Origin of the sequence: Actinomycetospora lemnae, from assembly GCF_028737315.1 — a bacterium.
Taxonomy (GTDB): domain Bacteria; phylum Actinomycetota; class Actinomycetes; order Mycobacteriales; family Pseudonocardiaceae; genus Actinomycetospora; species Actinomycetospora lemnae.
This window is the reverse complement of sequence record NZ_JAQZAO010000023.1, coordinates 1-21,682: the sequence shown is the minus strand read 5'-3', so window position 1 is coordinate 21,682 and position 21,682 is coordinate 1. Positions and strand designations below refer to the sequence as shown.

Sequence of the window (21,682 nt, the reverse complement as noted above, 5' to 3'; positions counted from 1 at the left end):
CGGGATACGAGGAGTGCGGTGAGCGGGTCGGACGGCAGCGAGGGAATCCGCCTGCAGAAGGTGCTCGCGGACGCGGGCGTCGCCTCGCGGCGACAGGCGGAGATCCTCATGCGCGAGGGTCGCGTCGAGGTCGACGGGAAGGTCGTCACCGAGATGGGCATCCGGGTCCACCCGGACACCGCGGTGATCCACGTCGACGGCTCGCGGATCGTCACCGACACCGAGACCGTGCACCTCGCGCTGAACAAGCCCGAGGGCATGCTCTCGACGATGTGGGACGACCAGGGCCGGCGCTGCGTCGGTGACATCGTCCTGGAGAAGGCCGAGGGCCAGCGCCTCTTCCACGTCGGGCGCCTCGACGCGGCCACCGAGGGCCTGCTGCTGCTGACCAACGACGGCGAGCTCGCCAACCGGCTGATGCACCCGTCGTACGAGGTGCCCAAGACCTACCTCGCCGAGGTCCGCGCGCCGATCCCGAAGGACCTCGGGCGGCGGCTGCGCGAGGGCGTCGAGCTCGAGGACGGGCCGGTCGCGGTCGACAGCTTCCGCGTCGTCGACCGCTCGGGCGCGCGGGTGATGGTCGAGGTCGTGCTGCACGAGGGCCGCAAGCACATCGTGCGGCGCCTGCTCGACGCCGTCGACAAGCCCGTGGCGCGCCTCGTGCGCACCGCGGTCGGTGACGTGCGTCTCGGCGACCAGCGCCCCGGCACCCTGCGCAAGCTCGGTCAGGACGAGGTCGGGGCGCTGTACAAGGCCGTCGGACTCTGATCGGGCGCGTGACGCGCGCCGGGCGGGGCGGACGTCACACCCGCCCGCAGGGCACAATGGTCTTCCGAACGCTGTGTGGTCGACGTTCGGGAGGCGCGGGGATGGACGGGACGTTGCGCGGGGTGGTCGCCGTCGACGGGCCCTCCGGGACGGGCAAGTCGACCACGGCCCGCGGGCTCGCGATGCGGCTCGACGCGCGCTACCTCGACACCGGGGCCATGTACCGCGCCGTGACGCTCGCCGTCCTGCGCGCGGGGCTGCCCGTCGACGAGGCCGCCACCGCGAGCGACGGCGACGACGACGTGGTGGCCGTGGCGCTCGGGGCGCGGGTCTCCGTGTCCACCGACCCGGCGGAGCCGCGGGTGCGTCTCGACGGCGAGGACGTCGACGCCGAGATCCGCGGCACGGAGGTCACCACCGCGGTGTCGGCGGTCTCGGCGCTCACCGCGGTGCGCGCGCACCTCGTCGCCGAGCAGCGCCGCATCGTCGACGAGGCCCTGGCCGACGGAGCGGGCATCGTCGTCGAGGGACGCGACATCGGCACGGTCGTCCTGCCGGACGCCGGGCTCAAGGTGTTCCTCACCGCGTCCGAGCTGGTCCGCGCGGGCCGGCGGGACGCGGAGAACACCGCGGCGGGGCGCGCGGGCGCCCCGGACACCCAGGCCGACCTGGCCCGGCGTGACAGGCTCGACTCCTCGCGCGCCGCGTCCCCGCTGCGCGCGGCGGAGGACGCGGTCGAGGTCGACACCTCGACGCTGGACATCGAGGGCGTGCTCGCACGCCTGCAGCACCTGGCCGAGGACCGCGGACTGGTCACCGGCCTCGCCGACGCGGGAGTCGGCAGACACGGAGGATGACGTGAGGACACGCAGCGCAGCGGAGCTGGACCGTTGACGCAGCAGGAAGGGCCCGCTTCGCTCATCGGCGAAGGCACGGGCGATCTTCCCGACGAGGCCCGCCCGGCGCAGCCGGTGCTGGCAGTCGTCGGGCGCCCCAACGTGGGCAAGTCGACGCTCGTCAACCGCATCCTGGGACGCCGCGAGGCCGTCGTCCAGGACGTCTCGGGGGTGACCCGGGACCGCGTCGCCTACGACGCGTTCTGGAACGGGCGGCGGTTCACGCTGCTCGACACCGGTGGCTGGGAACCCGACGCGAAGGGCATGCAGGCGGCCATCTCGGCGCAGGCCGAGATCGCGATGCAGACCGCGGACGTGATCCTGCTGGTGGTCGACGGCCAGGTCGGCGCGACCGCGGTCGACCAGGCGGTGGCGCGCACGCTGCGCCGCTCGGACCGGCCGGTGATCCTTGCCGCCACGAAGATCGACGACTCGCGGGGCGAGGGCGAGATCGCGGCCCTGTGGCGTCTCGGGCTCGGCGAGCCGCACCCGGTCTCGGGCCTGCACGGTCGCGGTTCGGGCGACCTGCTCGACATCGTGCTCGACGCGATGCCCGAGAGCCCCCGTGACGACGTCGACATCGAGGGCGGGCCGCGGCGCGTCGCGCTCGTCGGGAAGCCGAACGTCGGCAAGTCGAGCCTGCTCAACCAGCTCACCGGCGAGAACCGGTCGGTGGTGGACGCGACCGCCGGCACCACGACCGACCCGGTCGACTCGCTCGTCGAGATCGACGGCGAGACCTGGAAGATCGTCGACACGGCCGGCCTGCGTCGCAAGGTCGGGCAGGCGTCGGGCACCGAGTACTACGCGTCGCTGCGCACGAAGGCCGCCATCGAGGCCGCCGAGGTGACGGTCCTGCTGCTCGACGCCTCGCAGCCGATCAGCGAGCAGGACCTGCGCGTCGCCTCGCAGGTCGCCGAGGCCGGCCGCGCGCTGGTGCTCGCGATGAACAAGTGGGACCTGGTCGACGAGGACCGCCGCCACGCCATGGTCCGCGAGCTCGAGCGGGCGCTCGTGCGCTTCCCGTGGGTGGAGCGGGTCAACATCTCGGCGCGCACGGGCCGGGCGGTGCAGAAGCTCGCGCCGGCCATGCGGACCGCGCTGGAGAACTGGGATCGGCGCGTGCCGACCGGCCAGCTCAACCAGTGGCTCGCCGACGTCGTCGCCGCCACGCCGCCGCCGGTGCGCGGCGGCAAGCAGCCGAAGATCCTCTACGCGACGCAGGCGCAGAACCGGCCGCCGACGTTCGTGCTGTTCACCTCGGGCTTCCTCGAGGCCGGGTACCGGCGCTTCCTCGAGCGCAAGCTGCGCGAGACCTTCCCGCTGACCGGCACCCCGGTGCAGATCAACGTGCGGGTCCGCGAGAAGGGGAAGCGCGGCGGGCGGGGACGCTGATACATTCCTAGGACTTCGTCGTCCTCCAGGAGCGATCGCCGTGCACGATCTCGGACCCGCCGCCCAGGAGACCGCCCGCGTCGTCGCCCGGGTGCGCGACGACGACCTCGCCCGCCCGACCCCGTGCGGCGACTGGACGGTGCGTGACCTGCTGGGGCACCTCCTCGCCTTCGCCGGCCACTTCGTGCGGGTCGCCCGGCACGAGGCCGCGGAGTCCGGTGGGGCGCCGCAGCCGCTGCCCGACGACTGGCGCGGCGAGCTCGCCGCCACCCTCGACGACCTCGCCGCCGCCTGGCGCGAGCCGAGCGCGTGGGAGGGCGAGGGCCAGGCGGGCGGGCTGACGATGCCCCGTGCCGAGCTCGGCGTCGTGGCGCTCGAGGAGCTGGTGCTGCACGGCTGGGACCTCGCGCAGGCGATCGGCGCGGGCTACGACGTGCGCGACGAGGACCTCCCGGTCGTGCGCGGGTTCGTGGCGAACTTCGAGCACGCGCCGCAGGAGCAGCGCACCGGTCTCTACGGGCCGGTCGTGCCCACCGACGGCGGGAGCGAGCTCGAGCGTGTCCTCGCCCTGGCCGGGCGGGACCCGCACCGCCCGCTCGCGACCGCCGGCTGAGGCCACACCCGAGGTCCACGGGATCGTCCGAGTTTGCCGGTCGCGCGATCACCGGCCGGGCGCAGGCGCCCACGGTTCGTGGCCGCGACGGGGGCGGACGAGCGATGATCGTGACACCTCGACGGCGGTGTGTCCGCCGGGATCGTCCGACCACGATGGATCTTGTCGGGTCGCGGTCGTCGGGGTCGGGATCCGGCCGACGGGTCGGGAGCCGCCGTGACTGCAGTGATCACCCTGGACGGCCGTTCGGGCGCGCGACCACTGAGCTACTGCATCGCCGAATCGCCCCACCGCATCGTCGTCAGCACGCCGCGGGCGGAGCCGGACCTGTGGGAGGAGTACCTCGACGGTGCCGCGCGCAGCTACGCCGCCCACGGCGTCACCGGCGTCGTCGAGCTCGACCGCGTGCGGGAGGGCGCGGCCACGGCATTGTTCTTCGTCGCGCTCTCGGCGGACGACCGCGTGGTCGCCGGGCTGCGCTCGCAGGGGCCCTACACCAGCGCGGACCAGGCGCACGCCGTCGCGGAGTGGGACGGCCACCCCGACCAACCGCTCGTCCGGGCGCTGATCGAGGAGCGCCTGCCGTTCGGCGTGGTGGAGTCGAAGACCGTGTGGGTGGAGCGCGACGTCCCCGGGCGCCGCGAGATCGTCACCGGCTTCGCGCGGGTCCCGCTGCACGCGTCGATGATCCTGGGCGCCCGCTACGCGTTCGGGACGGCGGCGGCCCACGCGCTGCCCATGTGGGCCGCGACCGGCGCGCTCGCGGTCGGCGGTCTCGCGACCACCGGCTATCCGGACGTCCGGTACCGCACGAACCTCCTGTGGTGGGACCGGTGGGACCTGCCCGCCACGGTCCCGGACGGCGTCCGGCGGGCCCTCGACCTCGAGACCGCCCAGCTGCTGTCCCCGGCGATCCCGACCGTCGCGTGGTGAGCGACATCGGCCCGTCCCGCACGGGGGACGACGGCCGGGCGTGGCGGGCCGTCCTCCTCGACGAGGTGGTCCCCGCGGACGCCGAGGTCCTGGCCGGTCTGCGCGCCGATCCGTGCATCACGGTGGTCGACCGGCGGGAGGCCCAGCGGGCCGACCTGGCCGGCATCCGGTCCCGGGCGCGCGGGGACGAGCCGGGGGAGCTGCCGACCACCTGGGCCTTCTACCCGTGGCGGCGCACGCTGATCGGCGTCCTGGGGCAGGACGCCTTCCGGCGGCTCCGCCTCGACCGGAACCGGAACAAGATCACCGAGGCGGAGCAGGAGCGGCTGGGCCGGCTCCGGATCGGCGTGGTGGGTCTGAGCGTCGGGCACACGATCGCGCACACGCTGGCCCTCGAGGGGCTGTGCGGGGAGCTGCGGCTGGCCGACTTCGACGCGGTGGAGGTCTCGAACCTCAACCGGCTGCCGGCGACGTTGTTCGACCTCGGCGTCAACAAGGCCGTCGTCGCCGCCCGCCGGATCGCCGAGCTCGACCCGTACCTGAGCACCGTCGTGGAGCCGGACGGGGTGACCGACGACGGCCTCGCGGCGTTCCTCGACGGGCTGGACGTCCTCGTCGAGGAGTGCGACTCCCTCGACATCAAGGTGCGGCTGCGCGAGGAGGCGCGCCGCCGGCGCATCCCGGTGCTGATGGAGACGAGCGACCGCGGCCTGCTCGACGTCGAGCGCTTCGACCTCGAGCCGGACCGCCCGCTGCTCCACGGCCTGCTCGGCGACGTGGACTCGGCGGCGCTGCGGGCGCTGTCCGCCGAGGACAAGGTGCCCCACGTCCTGCGGATCCTCGGCGCCGCGGACCTGTCCGCGCGCACGGCCGCCTCGATGGTCGAGGTCGGCCGGACGCTGACGACGTGGCCGCAGCTCGGCGGCGACGTCACGCTGGGCGGGGCGACCGTCGCCGCCGCGGTGCGCCGGCTGGGCACCGGGCGCGGGCCGGCGTCCGGGCGCGTCCGCGTCGACCTCGACGAGCGCCTCGACGCCCTCGACACCGTCCTGGCCGGGCCGCCCCCGGCCGACGAGCCCGCGCCGGTGGACCCGCCGGCACCCGGGTCCGGGCACGCGGTGACCGACGCGGTCCTCGAGGCCGTCCGGCGTGCCCCCTCGGGCGGCAACATCCAGCCGTGGCGGGTCGAGGTCGGGGCCGGCGTGGGGGGCGCTGTCGATCCCGTGGTCCGGCTGCGCCTCGACCGCGCGCGGACGACGACGATGGACGTCGAGCACCGCGGCAGCTACGTCGCGCTCGGCGCGGCCCTCTTCAACGCCCGGGCGGCGGCCGCCGCGGCGGGCGCCCTCGGACCGTGCCGGCTCTTCGGGGACCCGGGCGACCCCGACCTCGTCGCGACCCTGCGTCTCGCCCCGGGCCGCGACGAGCGCCTCGCGGCCGCCCATGCCGCGGTGCTCCGCCGGGGGACCAACCGCGCGCACGGCCGGCCGGCCCCCGTGCCGGACCGCACCGTCGCGGCGCTGCGGGAGGCCGCGCACGCCGAGGGCGGGCGGGTGCACCTCCTCACCGGCGACGACCTCGTCGCGGCGGGGGAGACGCTGGCCGGGTCGGACCGCATCCGGTACCTGACCGACCGCCTGCACCGCGAGATGTTCGCCGAGCTCGTCGAGCCCGGAGCCGCACGGACCGACGTCGGCATCGAGACCCGGACCCTCGGCCTCGACCCGGCCGACCTCGCGAAGCTGGCCATCGCGAGGCGCCCGGAGGTCATGGCCCTGCTCGCCGACTGGGACGCCGGGGTCGCCCTCGGCGAGGACACCCGCGACCGACTGGCGTCGAGCTCCGCGCTCGCGGTGGTGGCGGTCGAGGGGTCGGCGCCCGCGGACTTCGTGCGGGGCGGCGCCGCGGTCGAGGCGGTGTGGGTCGCCGCCGAGGACCGGGGGCTCGCCGTGCACCCGACGTCCCCGGTGTTCCTCTACGCGACACACCCCCACGATCTGGTGGTGTTGTCGCCCCGGTTCGCCGACGAGCTCGCGGCCCTGCAGTCCTCCTTCCGGGGGATCGTGGGCCTCGTCCCCGGGGAGGCGGTGGCCCTCGTCCTGCGGATGAGCCACACCGACGTCCCCGCGCCGCGCAGCCGACGGCGTCCGCTGACCGAGATCTCGTCGATTACCTGAACGGCCGCAGGGCGGCTACCCTGCGTTGTGTGGACCGCACGAAGAGTGAGATCGCGCCGACGAACCTCGACGAGCTCGTCACCCGCGTCGCGACCACGCTCATGGGCGTCGACTCGACGACCCTGCGGACCGCCAGCGAGGAGATGCTGCAGGTCCTGGTGGAGTACTTCGAGGTGGACCTCAGCTTCCTGCGGTTCCACGACGCCGCCCGGCGGGCGACCGTGCTCGTCGCCGAGTGGCCGCCGCGCGAGGACGTGCCGGACCCCGACCCGCTGGGCGTCATCTACTTCGCGGACGCGGACCCGTCCTTCGCGGCCACCGAGCACCTCGTCGACATCTACGCCGTCCGTCCGTCGGACTCGGAGGGCTACCAGGAGCGGGTCCGGCAGGGGTCGGGAGTGGACGCCACCTCGGCCGTCTCGATCCCGCTGCGGTCGGGCGGGAGCACCACCGGCATCTTCGGGTTCGTCAAGTTCGGCGACCGCGGCTGGAGCGGCGAGGAGACCCGCGCGCTGCGCACCATCGCCACCCTGATCGCCCAGATGCAGGCCCGGCTGCTCGCCGAGGACCAGCTGCGCCACATCGCCCACCACGACGAGCTCACCGGCCTGCCCAACCGCCGCGCGCTGCTCGCGCACCTGCAGGCGATGCTGACGTCCCCGCCGCCGGGGCCGCGGGCGCTGCTGTTCATCGACGTCGATCGGCTCAAGGCCACGAACGACTTCCTCGGGCACGACGCCGGCGACCGCTTCATCATCGCCGTCGCCGAGCGCATCCGCGCCGCGGTGGGCGTCAACGACATGGTGGCCCGGCTCGGCGGCGACGAGTTCGTCGTCGCCCTCGCGGGGACCGCCGACGAGGCGCAGGCCGCCGCGGTCGCGGCGCGGGTGCAGCGCGCGATGGCCGAGCCGATCCGGCTCGGCGGCCAGTCGCTGCGGCGCACCGTCAGCGTCGGGATCGCCGTGGCGCACGCCCCGACCACGGAGGTCGGTGTCTGGCTGCGCAGCGCCGACCAGGCCGTGCTCACCGCGAAGGACCACGGCGGCAACGAGGTCGTCACCTTCACGAGCGAGATGCGGGTCCGCGAGGAGGTGCGCGTGACCGTCGAGATGAGCCTGCTCTCGGCGATCCGCGACGGCACCCTCGCCATCCACTACCAGCCGGTCGTCGACCTGCGCACCGCGTCCGCGACCGGCGTCGAGGCCCTCCTGCGCTGGCACCACCCCACGCTGGGGCCGGTGTCGCCCGAGCTGTTCGTCGGCGTCGCCGAGGCCACCAACCTGGCCGGCGAGCTGGGTCGCTGGGTGCTCGACGGCGCGTGCCGCCAGCTGGCCGCCTGGCGTCGCGACCGCCCCGACGTGGTGGGCGCGGACTTCACGATGGCGGTCAACATCTCGCCGGTGCAGCTCATCGCCGTCGACTTCGTCGACGCCGTCGCCGAGGTGCTGACCCGTCACGGCCTCGACGGGCGCGACCTCGTCCTCGAGGTCACCGAGCACGCCGTCGTCGGCGACCTCGACGCGGCGTCGGCGACGCTGCGCGGCCTGCGTCGGCTCGGCGTGTGCGTCGCCATCGACGACTTCGGCACCGGCTACAGCTCGCTGGCCCAGCTCAAGGCCCTGCCGGTGACCATCCTGAAGATCGACCGGACCTTCGTGCAGGACCTCGGCCGGACCGCCGAGGACCTCTCCATCGTCCGGTCGATCGTCGGCCTGGCCCAGTCGTTCGGCCTCGACCTCATCGCCGAGGGCGTCGAGACCGACCTGGCCGCGCGGACGCTGCTCGAGATGGGCTGCACGACCGCGCAGGGCTACCTGTTCTCGCGTCCCCTCCCGGCCGACCAGCTCCTGGCCTGGGCCGCCGCCCCGGCCACGCCCGCCGTGCCCAGCCCGCGCTGACCCGGCCTCACCGCCCCAGCCGCTGCTCCAGGGCCTCGACGGTGGCGCGCGCGCCGTCGGTGTGCAGGGCGTCGAGGTGCGCGCGGTAGGCCGTCGTGAAGCGCTCGTCGTCGATGAGGTCGCCGAACAGGTCCCGGTCGGAGAGGAACGCCAGCGGCTCGTCGGGGTAGCGCCGGGCGGCGGCGATGCGGTCCTCGGCGCGGCCGGTGTCGACGACCTCGATCGGCTCGCCGCTCTCGTCCACCCCCTCGGCGTACCGCGCCCACGCCGCGACGACCAGCGCCGAGCGCTCGATCTCCCCGCCGTTCTCGAGGTTGGTGCGGATGACCGGGACCAGCCACGTGGGGATGCGGTCGGAGCTCTCGGCGGCCAGGCGGGCGAGGGTGTCGCGGATCGCCGGGTTCGCGAACCGCTCGATGAGCGTGGCCTTGTAGTCGTCGAGGTCGACGCCGGGCACGGGCTGCAGGGTCGGCGTGCCCTCGCGGTCCATGTACGCGCGGGTGAAGCCGGCGAACAGCTCGTCGCCCGCCACCTCGTGGGCGTAGCGGTAACCGGCGAGGTAGCCGAGGTACGCGATCGCCTGGTGGCTCGCGTTGAGCAGGCGCAGCTTCATCAGCTCGTAGGGCTCGACGTCGGCGACGACCTGGACCCCGACGTCCTCGAACGGCGGGCGCCCGGCCGCGAACCGGTCCTCGAGCACCCACTGCGTGAACGGCTCGCAGACCACCGGCCAGGCGTCGACGATGCCGGTGTTGGCCTGGAGCTCCTCGCGGTCCTCGTCGGTGGTGCGCGGGGTGATCCGGTCGACCATCGAGTTCGGGAACGGGACGTTCGCCTCGATCCAGTCGGCGAGCTCGGGGTCCCGGCGCCGCGCGTAGGCGGTGATCATGGCGTGGGCGACGTGACCGTTGCCCTGGATGTTGTCGCAGGACATCACCGTGAACGGGCCGGTGCCGTCGTCGCGGCGCCGCCGCAGCGCCTCGACGAGGAAGCCGAACGTCGTGCGCGGCGGGGAGCCGGGCTCCGCGGCGATGTCGGCCTGGATCGCGGGGTCGCGGTCGTCGAACTCCCCGGTGCTCGCGTTCTTGTGGTAACCGCCCTCGGTGACGGTGAGGCTGACGATCCGCGTGGCCGGGTCGGTCATGCGGTCGAGGACGGCCTCCGGGTCGTCGGGCGCGTAGAGGTAGTCGACGATCGACCCGATCACCCGCGCCTCGCGCCGGCCGTCGGCGTGCTTGAGCACGAGCGTGTAGAGGTCGTCCTGCGCCTCGGTGACCTCGGCCATCTTCTTGTCGGCCTCGAGCACGCCGACCCCGCAGATGCCCCAGTCCAGCGCCTGACCCTGCTGCATGAGCTCGTCGAGGTACATCGCCTGGTGCGCCCGGTGGAACCCGCCGACCCCGAAGTGCACGATGCCCACCGACACCGCGCTGCGGTCGTAGCTCGGGCCCGGGACGTCCGCGGGCAGGTCCGCCAGGTTCGCCGCCGTCAGCGTCGTCGCAGCCACGCCGCCCACTATGTCGCGGATCACCGACACCGCGCATCCGCCGAGGTCAGCGCACCAGCACAGGCGGGTCCGGCTGGGCCTCCAGCGGGGGCTGCACCACCGTCCGCGGCGGCGGGTCGCCCAGCGGCGGCAGGAGCGGTTGGCGTGGGGTGCCGCCACCGCCGACGCTCGCGGGCCCGTTGTTGTCGACGACCTGCAGCAGCGGGCGGATCCGCTTGACGTCCTCGGCCCACGGGTTGTCGGTGACCTCGGACTCGACCTCGAAGTCGTAGCCCCAGTCGCCGCGGAACTGCTCGCGCATCGACCCCGCGGGGCCCACCTCCGCGTTGAGGGCGAACTGCGGGCCGTTGGTGTCGTCGACGATGTACGCGCCGTAGTTCTGCAGCGTCCACGCGAGCTGGCGGCCCGGCTCGGTGGTCAGGCCGATCGTGGCGATGTCCACCGCCGGCGGCAGCGCGAGCAGGGCGCCCAGGCGCATCGCGGCGTTGCGGTTGTCGCCGTCGGTGCCGTAGTTCCGGGGCCCGCCGCGGTCGCTCTTGCGGGCGGGCCAGCGGGAGCAGCTCGCGGAGTCCGCGCAGCGGGCGAGCTCGCCGCGGCCGTAGACGTTGACCTTGAGGACGTGGCGCGGCCCCTCCTGCCCGGGTCGCAGCTCGCCCAGCCGGATCGACCCGCCGAGCGCCGAGAGGCCCGACCCGCCGTGCGCGCCGTCGATGCCCGGTCCGTAGAGGTCGGTGTCGGGGAAGTAGACGATGCTCGTCGCGGGCCCGCCGGCCGCGCAGCGCGCGAGGGGCTGGACGTTGATGACGGTGCGACGGTCGGGGCCGAGGATCGCGGCGCTCTGGTTCTTGTTGTCGCTGGGCAGGACGTAGCCCGCGGGGATCGGGGCGGTCCGGAGCACCCGGGACGGGTCGGCGGCGCAGCGGTCGCCGCCGAAGCCGCCGCGGCTGTAGAGGATCGGGGTGTCGGGCGCCTCGGGGGTCAGGATGATCGGTTCGTCGTCGATCTGGGGGACGCGCCCGCTGGTCTCGCCCCCGGGCAGCGGCTGGAGACCGGCCGGGACGTAGACCGCCCCGCTCCCGATCGGCGTGTTCCAGATGCTGTCCGACGCGAAGGGCTGGATCAGCGGGTTGCGCTCGCCGGGGCCGACGGTCCCCGGCGTCGGATCGTCGCTGGTCGCGCCGCACGCGGCGAGGACGACGGCCAGGACGGCCAGCAGAGCGAGCGGCGCGCGTCGGCGCCCGGAACGGATGCGGAATCCCCCCATATCGCCCATGCCTACCGTACGGGGCCGGGGAGCTCACCGCGGCCCCGTGCCCCGGGTCGCGGGCGGGGCGTCGGCGTGGGGTAACCTTTCGACGTCGCGCCCCAGGGCGCCGACGATCGGGACGTGGCGCAGCTTGGTAGCGCACTTGACTGGGGGTCAAGGGGTCGCAGGTTCAAATCCTGTCGTCCCGACAGACAGAAGTGGCCCGCTGATCACGGTACAGCCGCTGGTCAGCGGGCCCTTCTGATGTCGGGCCATCCCAGCGTGGGTAGCGCCTGGAGCTGGGGACCACCCGTCCCGTTGTGCCGGGGGCGCAGGTCTGCTGCGGGCCTGTAGCCATAGCTGTTCCTGCTCCATCTCTATCAGAGGGCGTTGTCCCGCAACTGCGGACGGCCTGGTCTCGGCGTGCCCCCACCACGTCGTAGATGGCAGTGAGGAAGGGGCCAGACCTGCCCTGATCACGCAATTGCAGATTGAAGCGTCGCGGGAACAACGGTTTCCCCGCCCCCAGAGTGACCGGCGCAAAAGTCAGAAGTATGTCGTTCAGCATCCCGGCTTCCGCGAAGTCGGCAGCCAATCCGCCGCCCCCGACCATCCACACATCGCGCCCGTCCGCGACAGTCTCGATGCGTGAGCGGTGCTCGCTCGGGTGGCCTTGAAGGAACGTGATGTCACCGGCCGGAGCCGCCAACGTCTGGTGGGTGAAGACGAACCACGGAAGCGAAAAAGGCATCCCGGGGTCGCCCTCCTTCAACTCATCGAGGATGGAGCGGTAAGTCGTGGCTCCCATGACCAAGGCCCCCACGGTGGCCGAGAACGTGTCGTAGTCCACCAATGAAGGCCCAGGCGTTGCCTGCTCGCCGCTGTCCTGCTCGAAGAGCCAATTGAGAGAGTTGTTCTCGTCGGCCAAGAAGCCGTCGAGTGATGTCGCCGTGTAGTAGCGGTACCGGGTCATGGATGGCCCCTTGGCTGTCTGATGTGCGTATTCGCTCCTGCCCGCGCCGCAAGCTAGCGGACCCCACCGACAGTCACGGCCGCGCTCGGCGTCGTGGCTGTCAAAGATCGAGTTCGACTCACGGGGACCACCTGGGGACCACACGGGCGCCGTGCCTTCTGCTCGTCGCTCCCAAACCGGATGATCGGCTGGAGGCCGACGCCGGTAGCGAGGACCGCCGTCGGAGTGTTGGTGCCGACGCGGGCGAGCTCCTCGGCGACCAGGGTGAAGGCGAGCGAGGAGAACTTGTTGCCGCCGTACTCGTCCGGGAGCAGCGCCTTGAGGAAGCCGGCGTCGACCATCTGCTGGAAGAACAGCTTGATGGCGTAGAACCGCTCTCTAGGTCCGGGAATCCCGTCGTGCGCGCCCGCGACCGGGTCAGGACGCCGTCGGCGAACTCCCGGGCGCCGGCACGGAGCGCCAGCTGCTCCTCGCTCAGGTGAAGGCGAGTCCCATCACGACACCTCTTGTCCACGGCCGACTCTTCCGCGGCGGGTGGAGGAAGTCTGGGGCGGTCGCTACGCGCGACACTTGGACCTGAGCGCGGACCGGGTGGAACGAGGGGGGCGAAGCGCCTCCACCACCGCCCCCTAGATGCCCAGGGCGTGGCGAACCGAGGGGACGTGACGGCGGGACACCGGGACGCGCTCGTCGTCGATGCCGGTGCTGAGGACCAAGCGGTCCTTGACCGCCACCACGTCGCGGACCCGACCGAGGTTGACCAGGTAGCAGCGGTGCACGCGGAGGAACCCGGCGCCCGCGAGGTCCCGCTCGACGTGGTCGATGCCGCGGACACTGGCCCGCAGCGGTCCTTGATCGGTCACCAACCACACGACGTGTCCGTCCGAGCGGGCATAGCGAATCTCGTGGGGGTGGAGCACGACGATCTGACCTCCGGCGCCGAGGGCCGGTACCCGGCGGGGTGCCTCCCGGGGGCCTCGGGACGCCAGGACGGCACGGTCGAGCATGTCGACCCGGCCGGCACGATCATCCGTGCTGGCCAGGAACGCGATCGGGTCAGCCCCGGCGATGACGGGGATGACGCGATAGGTCTCGACGTCGTCGGTGATCGCCGACCAGATGGAGACCGCGCCGCGCCACGCGGGGTCCTCCCGAGCCCGGTCCCTGGCGTCGGGGATCACGCTCCCGAGGCTGGCGATGCCCTCCCGGGACGCCATCGGTGGCTCCACGGGGTAGTCGCCCGGCACGGCTCCGCGACGGCGCGCCGCATCGTTGGCCGCGACGATCCGTCCGGTGAGGTCCAGGGCGACGAGGGCGCCGGTGGTCCGTCGCTCGAGGTCCGTGAACGCCTCCACGATGCGTCGTCCGTGCCGGCTGGCGGTCTCCTGCAGCGCGGTGACCAGGGGCCCGGTGGCGAGCAGGAGATCGATCGATCGCACCGCCACCATCTCGCGCCAGCTCGCGACGGTGAGCGTCGCGAGGGGGGCTGCCGTGACCGGGTCGTTCACCGCGATACCGGTGCAGCTCCACCGGTGGAGCGCCGGGCTCCAGTGCTCCGGTCCGCGCACCGCGCAGACACGTCGTTGCACGATGGCGGTGCCGATGGCGTTCGTCCCCGTGACCGGCTCCGACCAGGCCGAGGACGGGACCAGTCCCGCTTCCGGCGCTCGGCGTTCCGCGGCACCACGACCCCAGGCAGCGACGACCGCTCCACCGCCGTCCGACACCATGACCAGCCGGTTCTCGCCCGCCACGAGGAGGGTCTTCGCCAGCGCGCCGAGCTCGGCGAGGACGCGGCCGTGGACAGGACGGGTGGGCGCGTCGCCGTCGACGGTGTCGGGGCGAGCCCGGGCCGGGTCGATGCGGTAGACGTCGCGGCAGCGGTGCCAGGACAGGGCGATGGAGAGCGGGACGCCCGAGGCGTCGTCCTGTCCGGAGGCGAAGCGCTCCCACGCAGCGTAGGTGCGTGAGAAGGCGCGATCGAACGAACGCGACGGGGGACAGGCGGTCTCGTCCATGGTCAGCCGTTCTCCGGAACGACGCCGTAGCCCTCCATCGACTTGGTGAAGACGAGTGGATCACCGTCGACGAAGGTGTCGGGAGTGAACGCCGCATCGGCCATCACGCCCCACGTCCGGCGGCGCTGCATCGCGAGGTTCCCGGCGTCGTAGAGGGGGAAGACCATCGACTCGCGGTAGTAGCGCGCCATGGGGAACTTCCGGTCCAGCGCGTTGACGCCCACGACGCGCATGCAGTCGAAGACGACGCTCTGCATGAGATCGCCGCAGAAGGTCTTGTTCATCCCGCCGAGAGCGTGTCCCTGACCGTCGTGGGTGTCGGCGTAGTGGGCCGCCTTCCAACAGAGGTAGCGACCCGCCTCGATCTTGGCGGCGACCTCGGCGAGGAGGTGACCGACGGCCTGGTGGTCGATGATCGGGCGCGAGCCGCCGCCGGTGTAGGTCTTCGCCCACTTCAGGGCGAACTCGTAGGCCCCCCGGGCGACGGCGACGGCGGCGATGCTCGCGATCGGTGCCGACCAGGTGAAGTTCCGGTTGATGAGCAGGTCGCCGTCGCCCTCGGCGATGAGGTTCTGCTCGGGCACACGAACCCCGCGGAAGGTCATGGTGACGTTCTGGCAGGTGCGGTGGGCCATCTTGTCGATCACCGAGTACTCGATGCCCGGCGTGCCCCGCTCCACGAGGAGTGCGCTGAGCGCCTCCTTGCCGCCCTTGGTGCGGTCGGTGCGGACGACGCACAGGTTGACGTCCGCACCGCGGAGGTCCCAGCCACCGGCGTTGCACGGCCAGTGCTTCTCGCCGTTCACGACGTACTCGCCCCGAGCGCGGTCGTGGTCGGCGACGAGCTGGATGCCCGCCTGGGGGCTCGGGTGGTCGAAGTTCGCGGTGCCGCCGCGCTCACTGACCACCCACCCGGCGAGGAAATCGCCGCGGGTGTCCGCGGTGGCTCGGCCGATCCACTGCTCGCGCTGCGCCTCGGACCCGAACCAGAGCACGGGCATCAGGGCGAGCCCGTTGACGAGGAGGACCGTCGGGAAGCCCGGATCGACCGCGCAGAGTTCCTCGATCGCGACGAGGAAGTCGACCGTCGACGCCCCGCCGCCGCCGTACTCCTCCGGGAGGAACATCGTGGAGAACCCGGCCGCGGTCGCCTGCTCGTAGACGGGCTTGAGCTCGCAGAAGGCCGCCTGCGGGTCCGGCAGGGCGTCGGCCCGTTCGGCCGCCGGACGGAGGACCTCCCGCGCGAACTCCCGGGCGACCGCCTTGAGCTTCTTCTGCCGTGCGGTCAGGTCGAAATCGATCGGCACGCTACGTCCTCCCGGCCGGCACGCAGGTGGCACGGCTGTGTGGTGGGCGCCGGGCGTCGTCGGCCGAACGATGGGTGGCGACCCCGGAGGGCCGAGGGGACCGCACTCGTCCGGTGCCTAGCTGCCGGTACCGGGCACCAGGCCGAGGGCGCCCCTCAGCCCGAAATCGTTGGCTGCGATGTCCTCCAGGCTCGACCCGTCGAGGACCTCGAAGTACGCGTCGAGCGCGCGGGAGAAGACGCTGCGGGCACCGCAGACGCCGGCGACGCGACAGAACCGTGCGGCGCCCAGACACTCGACCACCGCGAAGTCCTTCTCCATCACCCGCATGACCTCGCCGACACTGATGGAGGAGGGATCGCGGACCAGGCGCACGCCCCCACCCCGACCTCGCGTCGTCTCCACGATGTCGGCGCTCGCCAGTCGCTGGACCACCTTGAGGAGGTGGTTGCGCGAGACGTTGTGCGCCTCGGCGATCGCGGCGACCGACCCGTGACGACCCGGAGCTACACGCAGGTAGAGCAGGACCCGCAACGCGAAGTCGGCGTGCGTCGTGTGCCTCATCATCTGCTCGTCTCGATGGGGATCGCAGCGGACCGTTCCCACGCCGCCCTCGGGTACCGCCGCAGCCCGTCGTGCGCTCGTGGTCCTGGATCATGTCGGCCTGTCCTCGCGGCGCCGAAAAGAAGTACGCCGGATGCTAGTTATCGCCGGGCGGCACGGACAAGGGTTGGCGTGTTACGACCTGATGAGGGCGCGACGACCCCGCCCCGCCCTGGCCCCTGCCCTTCGTGACCTGCGAAGAGTCGCCTTGTTCGTTCGTGACGCATCCCGGGTTGTTCGTGCCGTGTGCCTTCCGCGCCGGGCGGGCAGCGCGCCACGCTCCTCCTCGCCGTGCCCGTTGGGCTCGTCGGCCCTCAGAACCAGTACGGCGTTGACCTCTTCCCGCTCCGCGGCCGCGGCGGGCGATGCACCGAGAGAAGGAGGGTCCCCGTGACCATCAACTTCACGATGTCGGACGAGCAGAAGAAGCTGCAGTACGAGGTCCGGGCGTTCGCCGAGAACGTCCTCAAGCCCGTGGTGGCAGAGGCCGACGCCGAGCCCGACCCGCTCAAGGGTTTCCAGAAGACCAAGCCCGCTTACATCGAGGCCTACAAGGCCGGCATCGCCATGTGCATGCTCCCCGCGGAGTACGGCGGTGGCGGGGTGTCGTGCGTCGACCTGGTCGTCGCCGCCGAGGAGATCTGCGTGGTCGACCCCGGCTTCGCCTGCACCGTGCTGTGCAACGGGCTCGGGCTCATGCCCATCGCCTGGTACGGCAACGACGAGCAGAAGGACCGCTTCTTGCGAGCGGCGACGTCCGACCCGGCCGGCGAGTACCTCGGCGGGTGGACCGCGAGCGAACCCCCGGGCAACCCGTCGGGCACCGCCAACTTCGACATCCCCCTGCCGCGTCCCGCCGGCGTCGGGCTCACCGCGGTGCGGGACGGCGACGACTACGTCGTCAACGGGCGCAAGTACTGGCCGTCCTCGGCGGGCTGGGACGAGCGCGGCGTCGATGCCGGCACCCTCATCGTCCGTACCGACTCGGAGAAGGGCGGCACCGAGGGCCTGTCGGCGCTGGTGCTCGAGCGCGACACCCCGGGCGTGACCTACCGGCACCTCGACAAGATCGGGCACAGGCTCGCCTCGAACGCCGAGATCGTCTTCGACAACGCCCGCATCCCGGCGGCCAACCTGCTGCCGGACGCTGCGGGCAACGGTGACTTCGTCATCAACCGCAACTTCGCCTGGTCCGGGCCGGTGGCCGCGATCGCCGCGGTGGGCATGGCCCGCGCCGCGTACGAGATGGCGCTCGACTTCGCGAAGGGCAACACCGCCGGCGCGCTGAAGCCCATCATCGGGTTCCAGAACGTCGGCTACGTCCTCGGCGACGTCGCGTCCAAGATCGAGATGGCGCGCGCCTTCTCCTGGCGGGCCGCGGACTACCTGGACAAGCACGACCAGCACGCCGAGCTGGTGGGGGCGATGAACAAGATCCAGGTCACGGAGATGATGTTCGACTGCGTCTACAAGTGCCTGCAGATCGTGGGCGTCAACAGTCTCGAGACCAAGAATGGCTTCGGCAAGATCCTGCGTGAGGCCGCGGTCCTGCCGATCTACGACGGCGGGAACATGGGCATGCAGCGTCGTCGCGTCCACGGCATCCTCGCCGACCCCCTGTTCAACCCGCGGGCGATCATGGAGGACGACTACGTGAAGTTCGAGAAGCACCACGAGTCGATCGACACCGTCGTCGGCTGACCGCGGCCGGCGCCGGCCCGATCCAGTGCACGGGGATCGGGCCGGCTCCCGCGTCATCAGACGCCGGTCGTGGACCCTCCGTCAACGGGATGATCGTGCCGGTCACCCGCCCCGCCGTTGACCTGAGCGCCGGTGTCGGTCAGCTCGAGGGCCAACGCACTGACGGCGTGGCCGAGCCCGCCCTCGGTCGGCGCGGTGAGCTGAGCGCGGTCCTGGAGACCCAGGTCGTTGTCGCACCCTCGGTGACGGTCCGCGCCGTGGAGACCGTTCCCCCGACTGCTGTGGGAAAGGCGCCCCTCGATCGTGCGAGAAATCTAGGACGTGGCGCGCGGACGTGTGTCTGCGGTGATGACGTCCACACGGCGTCGGTATTCCTCTTCGTCGATCTCTCCGCGCGCGAAGCGCTCGTCGAGGAGTCGCCGGGGCGTCGGGCGGTCGGTGCTGACCTGACCCGCTCTCCCGATGTAGCGGATGAGTGCGACGATCCCGAAGATGATCAATGCCCAGAACAGCACCATGCTGATGGTCATCAATCCGTAGCCCCAGCCGTTCATGCCGGGGCCGTACCACCACATCATGTCCTCGACCTCCCACGCCGTCGCCGGCCCCTGGCCGCTGCTGCCGCGCAGGCCGCGCCGTCGGCCGGACGATGCTGAGCTTCGGTCGGGATCGAGGGGTCGGGCAGGGCCCGGCGTCGCCGCACAGCGAGTCGAAGGACCCTCGTCCGGACCGCCATCGGTCCCTGCCCGGACGAACTCACAGGTGGTGACGATCGACGGAAACCTGCCAGACCGAGTGGGCCGGCGAGGGGAGGCCGTCGATGAGCACGAACGAGGTCGTGGTGCTGGTCGCCGCGGTCGTGGTGATCCTCGGGCTGGGCTGGTTCTTCTTCGGGCCCCGGCGCGCGCTCGCCGCGAGCCTGAGCGGGGGCGTCCAGCGCGTCGAGGTGACGGTGCACGGCGGCTACCGGCCCGAGGTGATCCAGGTACGCCAGGGCCTACCCGTGGAGCTGGTGTTCGACCGGCAGGAGAGCGGCGACTGCACCTCGCGCGTCGTGTTCCCCGACTTCGGGATCAGCGCGGCACTGCCGGCGTACTCCCGCACCACCGTGGCGCTGGAACCGGCGCGGGCCGGGACGTTCCCGTTCGCCTGCGGGATGAACATGATCCACGGTTCGCTCGTCGTCCAGGCCGCGGAGAGCCACGTGCACGCGGCCCCCACCTCGGCGGCGGACGGGGCGTCGACACCACCCCCGGCCGCGGCGCCGGGCTCCGATGACGCGACCGAGGACGAGGCCGCGCAGGCGCGGGAACGGCGCGCGGAGATCACCGACCTCACCCGACGGGTGGTCGTCGGCGCCGTGCTCACCCTCCCGGTCCTCGTCGCGGTCATGGCCCATGACCTGTTCGGCGCCGAGTGGGTGCCCGGCGTCCTGCTCGACCGATGGGTGCAGCTCGCGCTGATCACGCCGGTGATGCTCTACACCGGCTGGCCGATCCACCGGACCGGGTGGCTCAGCCTCGCCCACCGCAACGCGGACATGAACAGTCTCATCACCCTCGGTACCGTCGCGGCCTACGGCTACAGCCTGCTCGTCACGATCGCCCCGGGCCTGCTGCCCGAGGACGTCCGGGAGGTCTACTTCGAGGCCGTCGGGGTGATCCTCACCCTGATCGTGCTGGGACGGCTGCTCGAGGCCCGCGCGAAGGCCGGCACCGGGGAGGCCATCCGCGCCCTGCTCGGCCTGCAGGCGCGGACCGCGCGCGTCGTCCGCGCGGGGACCGAGACCGAGATCGGCATCGACGAGGTCGTCGTCGGCGACGAGATCGTCATCCGCCCCGGTGAGAAGATCCCCGTCGACGCCACCGTGGTCTCGGGGGGCTCGGCGGTGGACGAGTCCATGGTCACCGGCGAACCGATCCCCGTCACCAAACACGCCGGCGACACGGTCATCGGCGCCACCATCAACACCACCGGCTCTCTGCGCGTGCACGCCGCCAAGGTCGGTGCCGACACCGTGCTCGCCCAGATCGTGCGCATGGTGCAGCAGGCACAGGCGTCCAAGGCGCCCATCCAGCGCCTCGCCGACGCGACGTCGGCCTACTTCGTGCCCGTCGTCATCGCCGTCGCGGTCGCCACGTTCACCGTCTGGTACCTCGCGGGGCCACCGCCGGCGCTCACCCTCGCGCTGGTGTCCGCGGTGGCCGTCCTGATCATCGCCTGCCCGTGTGCCCTCGGCCTGGCCACCCCGCTGTCGATCATGGTGGGCACCGGCAAGGGTGCCCGGGCCGGCATCCTCATCCGATCCGCCGAAGCTCTCGAGACCGCGCAGCGGCTCGACACCGTCGTGCTGGACAAGACCGGCACCATCACCGCCGGCCGACCGGCCTTGACCGACCTCCGACCCGTCGGGCCGATCGACGAGCGGGACCTGCTGCGCCTCGTCGCCGGCGCGGAGGCGGACAGCGAGCACCCCCTGGCCTCCGCCATCGTCACGGCAGCCCATGACCGCGGACTCGGCGACACCTCCGCGGACCGGTTCACCTCGATCACCGGCAAGGGCGTCCAGGCGACCGTCGAGGGTCACGACGTCCTGGCCGGCACCCACCGGCTCCTGACCGACACCGACATCGACACCACTGCTCTGGACCCCATCGCCGCCGAGCTCTCCGCGAGCGGCAAGACACCCATCATGGTCGCCGTCGACGGGCACCCCGCAGGAGTCGTCGCCGTGGCCGACACCGTCAAGGACGAGTCCGCGGCCGCCATCGCTGCTCTGCACCACCTCGGCCTCGACGTCGTCATGATCACCGGAGACAGCGCACGCACCGCTGCGGCCATCGCCCGCCAGGTCGGTATCCGGCGGGTGCTCGCAGAAGTCCTCCCCGAGCACAAGGCCGACGAGATCCGCCGGCTGCAGGCCGAGGGACGCCGTGTCGCCATGGTCGGGGACGGGATCAACGACGCACCCGCCCTCGCGCAGGCCGACATCGGTCTGGCGATCGGGACCGGCACCGACGTGGCGATCGAAGCCGCCGACATCACCCTCATCTCCGGCTCGCTGGCCGGCGTGGTCACCGCCATCCAGCTCTCCCGGGCCACCATGCGCAACATCCGGCAGAACCTGTTCTTCGCCCTGATCTACAACGCCATCGGCATCCCCATCGCGGCCGGCGTCCTCTACCCCCTGGTCGGCCTGCGCCTGAGCCCCATGCTCGCCGCCGCCGCCATGGCCCTGAGCTCGCTGTCGGTGGTCGGCAACGCCAACCGACTGCGCCGTCATCGAACGCCCGCCCTCGCGGCCGCGGTCCCGGTCGCCACCGAACCGACCGTCGAGGTGTTCGCGGCCCGGGGCCGCGGCCGCGACGACGCGGCTGACGGACGTACCCACGAGGTGGCAGACCAGCGATCCTGATGGCCGCAGGACGGGGGCGGGCGGTCGCCGTACCGGGCTCGGCAGGTCGTCGGCGTCATCGGGGCGGTCGGCACAGGGCGCTGCGGGTCCGCGGCCAGGGGACCTGGTGCTGACGACGGCTGAAAGCTGACCCCTTGGCGACGGGTGAATCTGGACCCCCTTGCCGTTAGTGAGGGGTGCTGAGCGTGGAGGACTGGGCGGAGATCCGCCGGTTGCACCGGGCTGAGGGGAT

General features: G+C 72.5%; 17 protein-coding genes and 1 tRNA gene. 10 read left to right on the top strand and 8 right to left on the bottom strand.

Annotated elements, in window-relative coordinates; translation table 11 throughout:
• Nucleotides 1–18: 18 nt before the first annotated feature.
• The 7 genes from PGB27_RS28935 to PGB27_RS28905 all read left to right on the top strand — a co-directional run bounded on the left by PGB27_RS28935 (nt 19) and on the right by PGB27_RS28905 (nt 8,680).
• On the top strand, nt 19–768 hold the full coding sequence (locus PGB27_RS28935) for a pseudouridine synthase (RefSeq protein ID WP_274203918.1): 750 nt from the start codon (nt 19–21) through the stop codon (nt 766–768).
• 101 nt (nt 769–869) lie between these two features.
• Complete coding sequence (gene cmk, locus PGB27_RS28930; RefSeq protein ID WP_274203917.1) at nt 870–1,625, top strand: (d)CMP kinase; 756 nt, start codon at nt 870–872, stop codon at nt 1,623–1,625.
• A 33-nt stretch (nt 1,626–1,658) separates the two neighbouring features.
• The gene (gene der, locus PGB27_RS28925) at nt 1,659–3,059 is read left to right on the top strand and encodes a ribosome biogenesis GTPase Der (RefSeq protein WP_408630138.1); all 1,401 of its coding nucleotides are present in this window, start codon (nt 1,659–1,661) and stop codon (nt 3,057–3,059) included.
• 40 nt (nt 3,060–3,099) lie between these two features.
• Nucleotides 3,100–3,672, top strand: a complete 573-nt coding sequence (locus PGB27_RS28920; protein WP_274203916.1) for a TIGR03086 family metal-binding protein — start codon at nt 3,100–3,102, stop codon at nt 3,670–3,672.
• Between the two features lie 216 nt (nt 3,673–3,888).
• Nucleotides 3,889–4,605: a hypothetical protein gene (locus PGB27_RS28915; protein ID WP_274203915.1), complete on the top strand. Its 717-nt coding sequence runs from the start codon at nt 3,889–3,891 to the stop codon at nt 4,603–4,605.
• The gene (locus PGB27_RS28910) at nt 4,602–6,782 is read left to right on the top strand and encodes an Rv1355c family protein (RefSeq protein WP_274203914.1); all 2,181 of its coding nucleotides are present in this window, start codon (nt 4,602–4,604) and stop codon (nt 6,780–6,782) included. Before PGB27_RS28915 ends, PGB27_RS28910 begins: the two co-directional genes overlap by 4 nt.
• A 29-nt stretch (nt 6,783–6,811) precedes the next feature.
• On the top strand, nt 6,812–8,680 hold the full coding sequence (locus PGB27_RS28905) for a putative bifunctional diguanylate cyclase/phosphodiesterase (protein WP_274203913.1): 1,869 nt from the start codon (nt 6,812–6,814) through the stop codon (nt 8,678–8,680).
• Between the two features lie 7 nt (nt 8,681–8,687).
• Here PGB27_RS28905 and PGB27_RS28900 read toward each other — a convergent pair whose 3' ends face one another.
• Nucleotides 8,688–10,187, bottom strand: a complete 1,500-nt coding sequence (locus PGB27_RS28900) for a mannitol dehydrogenase family protein (protein WP_274203912.1) — start codon at nt 10,185–10,187, stop codon at nt 8,688–8,690.
• 46 nt (nt 10,188–10,233) lie between these two features.
• A complete protein-coding gene (locus tag PGB27_RS28895) occupies nt 10,234–11,460 on the bottom strand; it encodes a hypothetical protein (protein ID WP_274203911.1) in 1,227 nt (408 codons plus the stop codon).
• A gap of 108 nt (nt 11,461–11,568) precedes the next feature.
• Here PGB27_RS28895 and PGB27_RS28890 point away from each other — a divergent pair.
• Nucleotides 11,569–11,642: transfer RNA gene (locus PGB27_RS28890), tRNA-Pro, on the top strand.
• Here the strand turns inward: PGB27_RS28890 and PGB27_RS28885 are convergent.
• From PGB27_RS28885 to PGB27_RS28865, 5 genes are all read right to left on the bottom strand, one after another.
• Nucleotides 11,624–12,406: a dihydrofolate reductase family protein gene (locus PGB27_RS28885; protein WP_274203910.1), complete on the bottom strand. Its 783-nt coding sequence runs from the start codon at nt 12,404–12,406 to the stop codon at nt 11,624–11,626. The genes PGB27_RS28890 and PGB27_RS28885 overlap by 19 nt on opposite strands.
• A 53-nt stretch (nt 12,407–12,459) precedes the next feature.
• Nucleotides 12,460–12,747 (bottom strand): acyl-CoA dehydrogenase family protein, encoded by a 288-nt coding sequence (locus tag PGB27_RS28880; protein ID WP_332843895.1) that lies wholly within the window; start codon nt 12,745–12,747, stop codon nt 12,460–12,462.
• Nucleotides 12,748–13,035: 288 nt separating this feature from the next.
• Nucleotides 13,036–14,424: a DNA-binding protein gene (locus PGB27_RS28875; RefSeq protein WP_274203909.1), complete on the bottom strand. Its 1,389-nt coding sequence runs from the start codon at nt 14,422–14,424 to the stop codon at nt 13,036–13,038.
• A 2-nt stretch (nt 14,425–14,426) separates the two neighbouring features.
• Nucleotides 14,427–15,731: an acyl-CoA dehydrogenase family protein gene (locus PGB27_RS28870; protein WP_274203908.1), complete on the bottom strand. Its 1,305-nt coding sequence runs from the start codon at nt 15,729–15,731 to the stop codon at nt 14,427–14,429.
• 117 nt (nt 15,732–15,848) lie between these two features.
• The gene (locus PGB27_RS28865; protein WP_274203907.1) at nt 15,849–16,295 is read right to left on the bottom strand and encodes an RrF2 family transcriptional regulator; all 447 of its coding nucleotides are present in this window, start codon (nt 16,293–16,295) and stop codon (nt 15,849–15,851) included.
• 429 nt (nt 16,296–16,724) lie between these two features.
• On the opposite strand from PGB27_RS28865, the gene PGB27_RS28860 reads away from it, so the two are divergent.
• Nucleotides 16,725–18,035, top strand: coding sequence for an acyl-CoA dehydrogenase family protein (locus tag PGB27_RS28860; RefSeq protein WP_274203906.1), 1,311 nt, complete (start codon nt 16,725–16,727; stop codon nt 18,033–18,035).
• 314 nt (nt 18,036–18,349) lie between these two features.
• Here PGB27_RS28860 and PGB27_RS28855 read toward each other — a convergent pair whose 3' ends face one another.
• The gene (locus tag PGB27_RS28855; RefSeq protein ID WP_274203905.1) at nt 18,350–18,613 is read right to left on the bottom strand and encodes an SHOCT domain-containing protein; all 264 of its coding nucleotides are present in this window, start codon (nt 18,611–18,613) and stop codon (nt 18,350–18,352) included.
• A gap of 242 nt (nt 18,614–18,855) precedes the next feature.
• On the opposite strand from PGB27_RS28855, the gene PGB27_RS28850 reads away from it, so the two are divergent.
• Nucleotides 18,856–21,450 (top strand): heavy metal translocating P-type ATPase, encoded by a 2,595-nt coding sequence (locus PGB27_RS28850; protein ID WP_274203904.1) that lies wholly within the window; start codon nt 18,856–18,858, stop codon nt 21,448–21,450.
• Nucleotides 21,451–21,682: the final 232 nt, after the last annotated feature.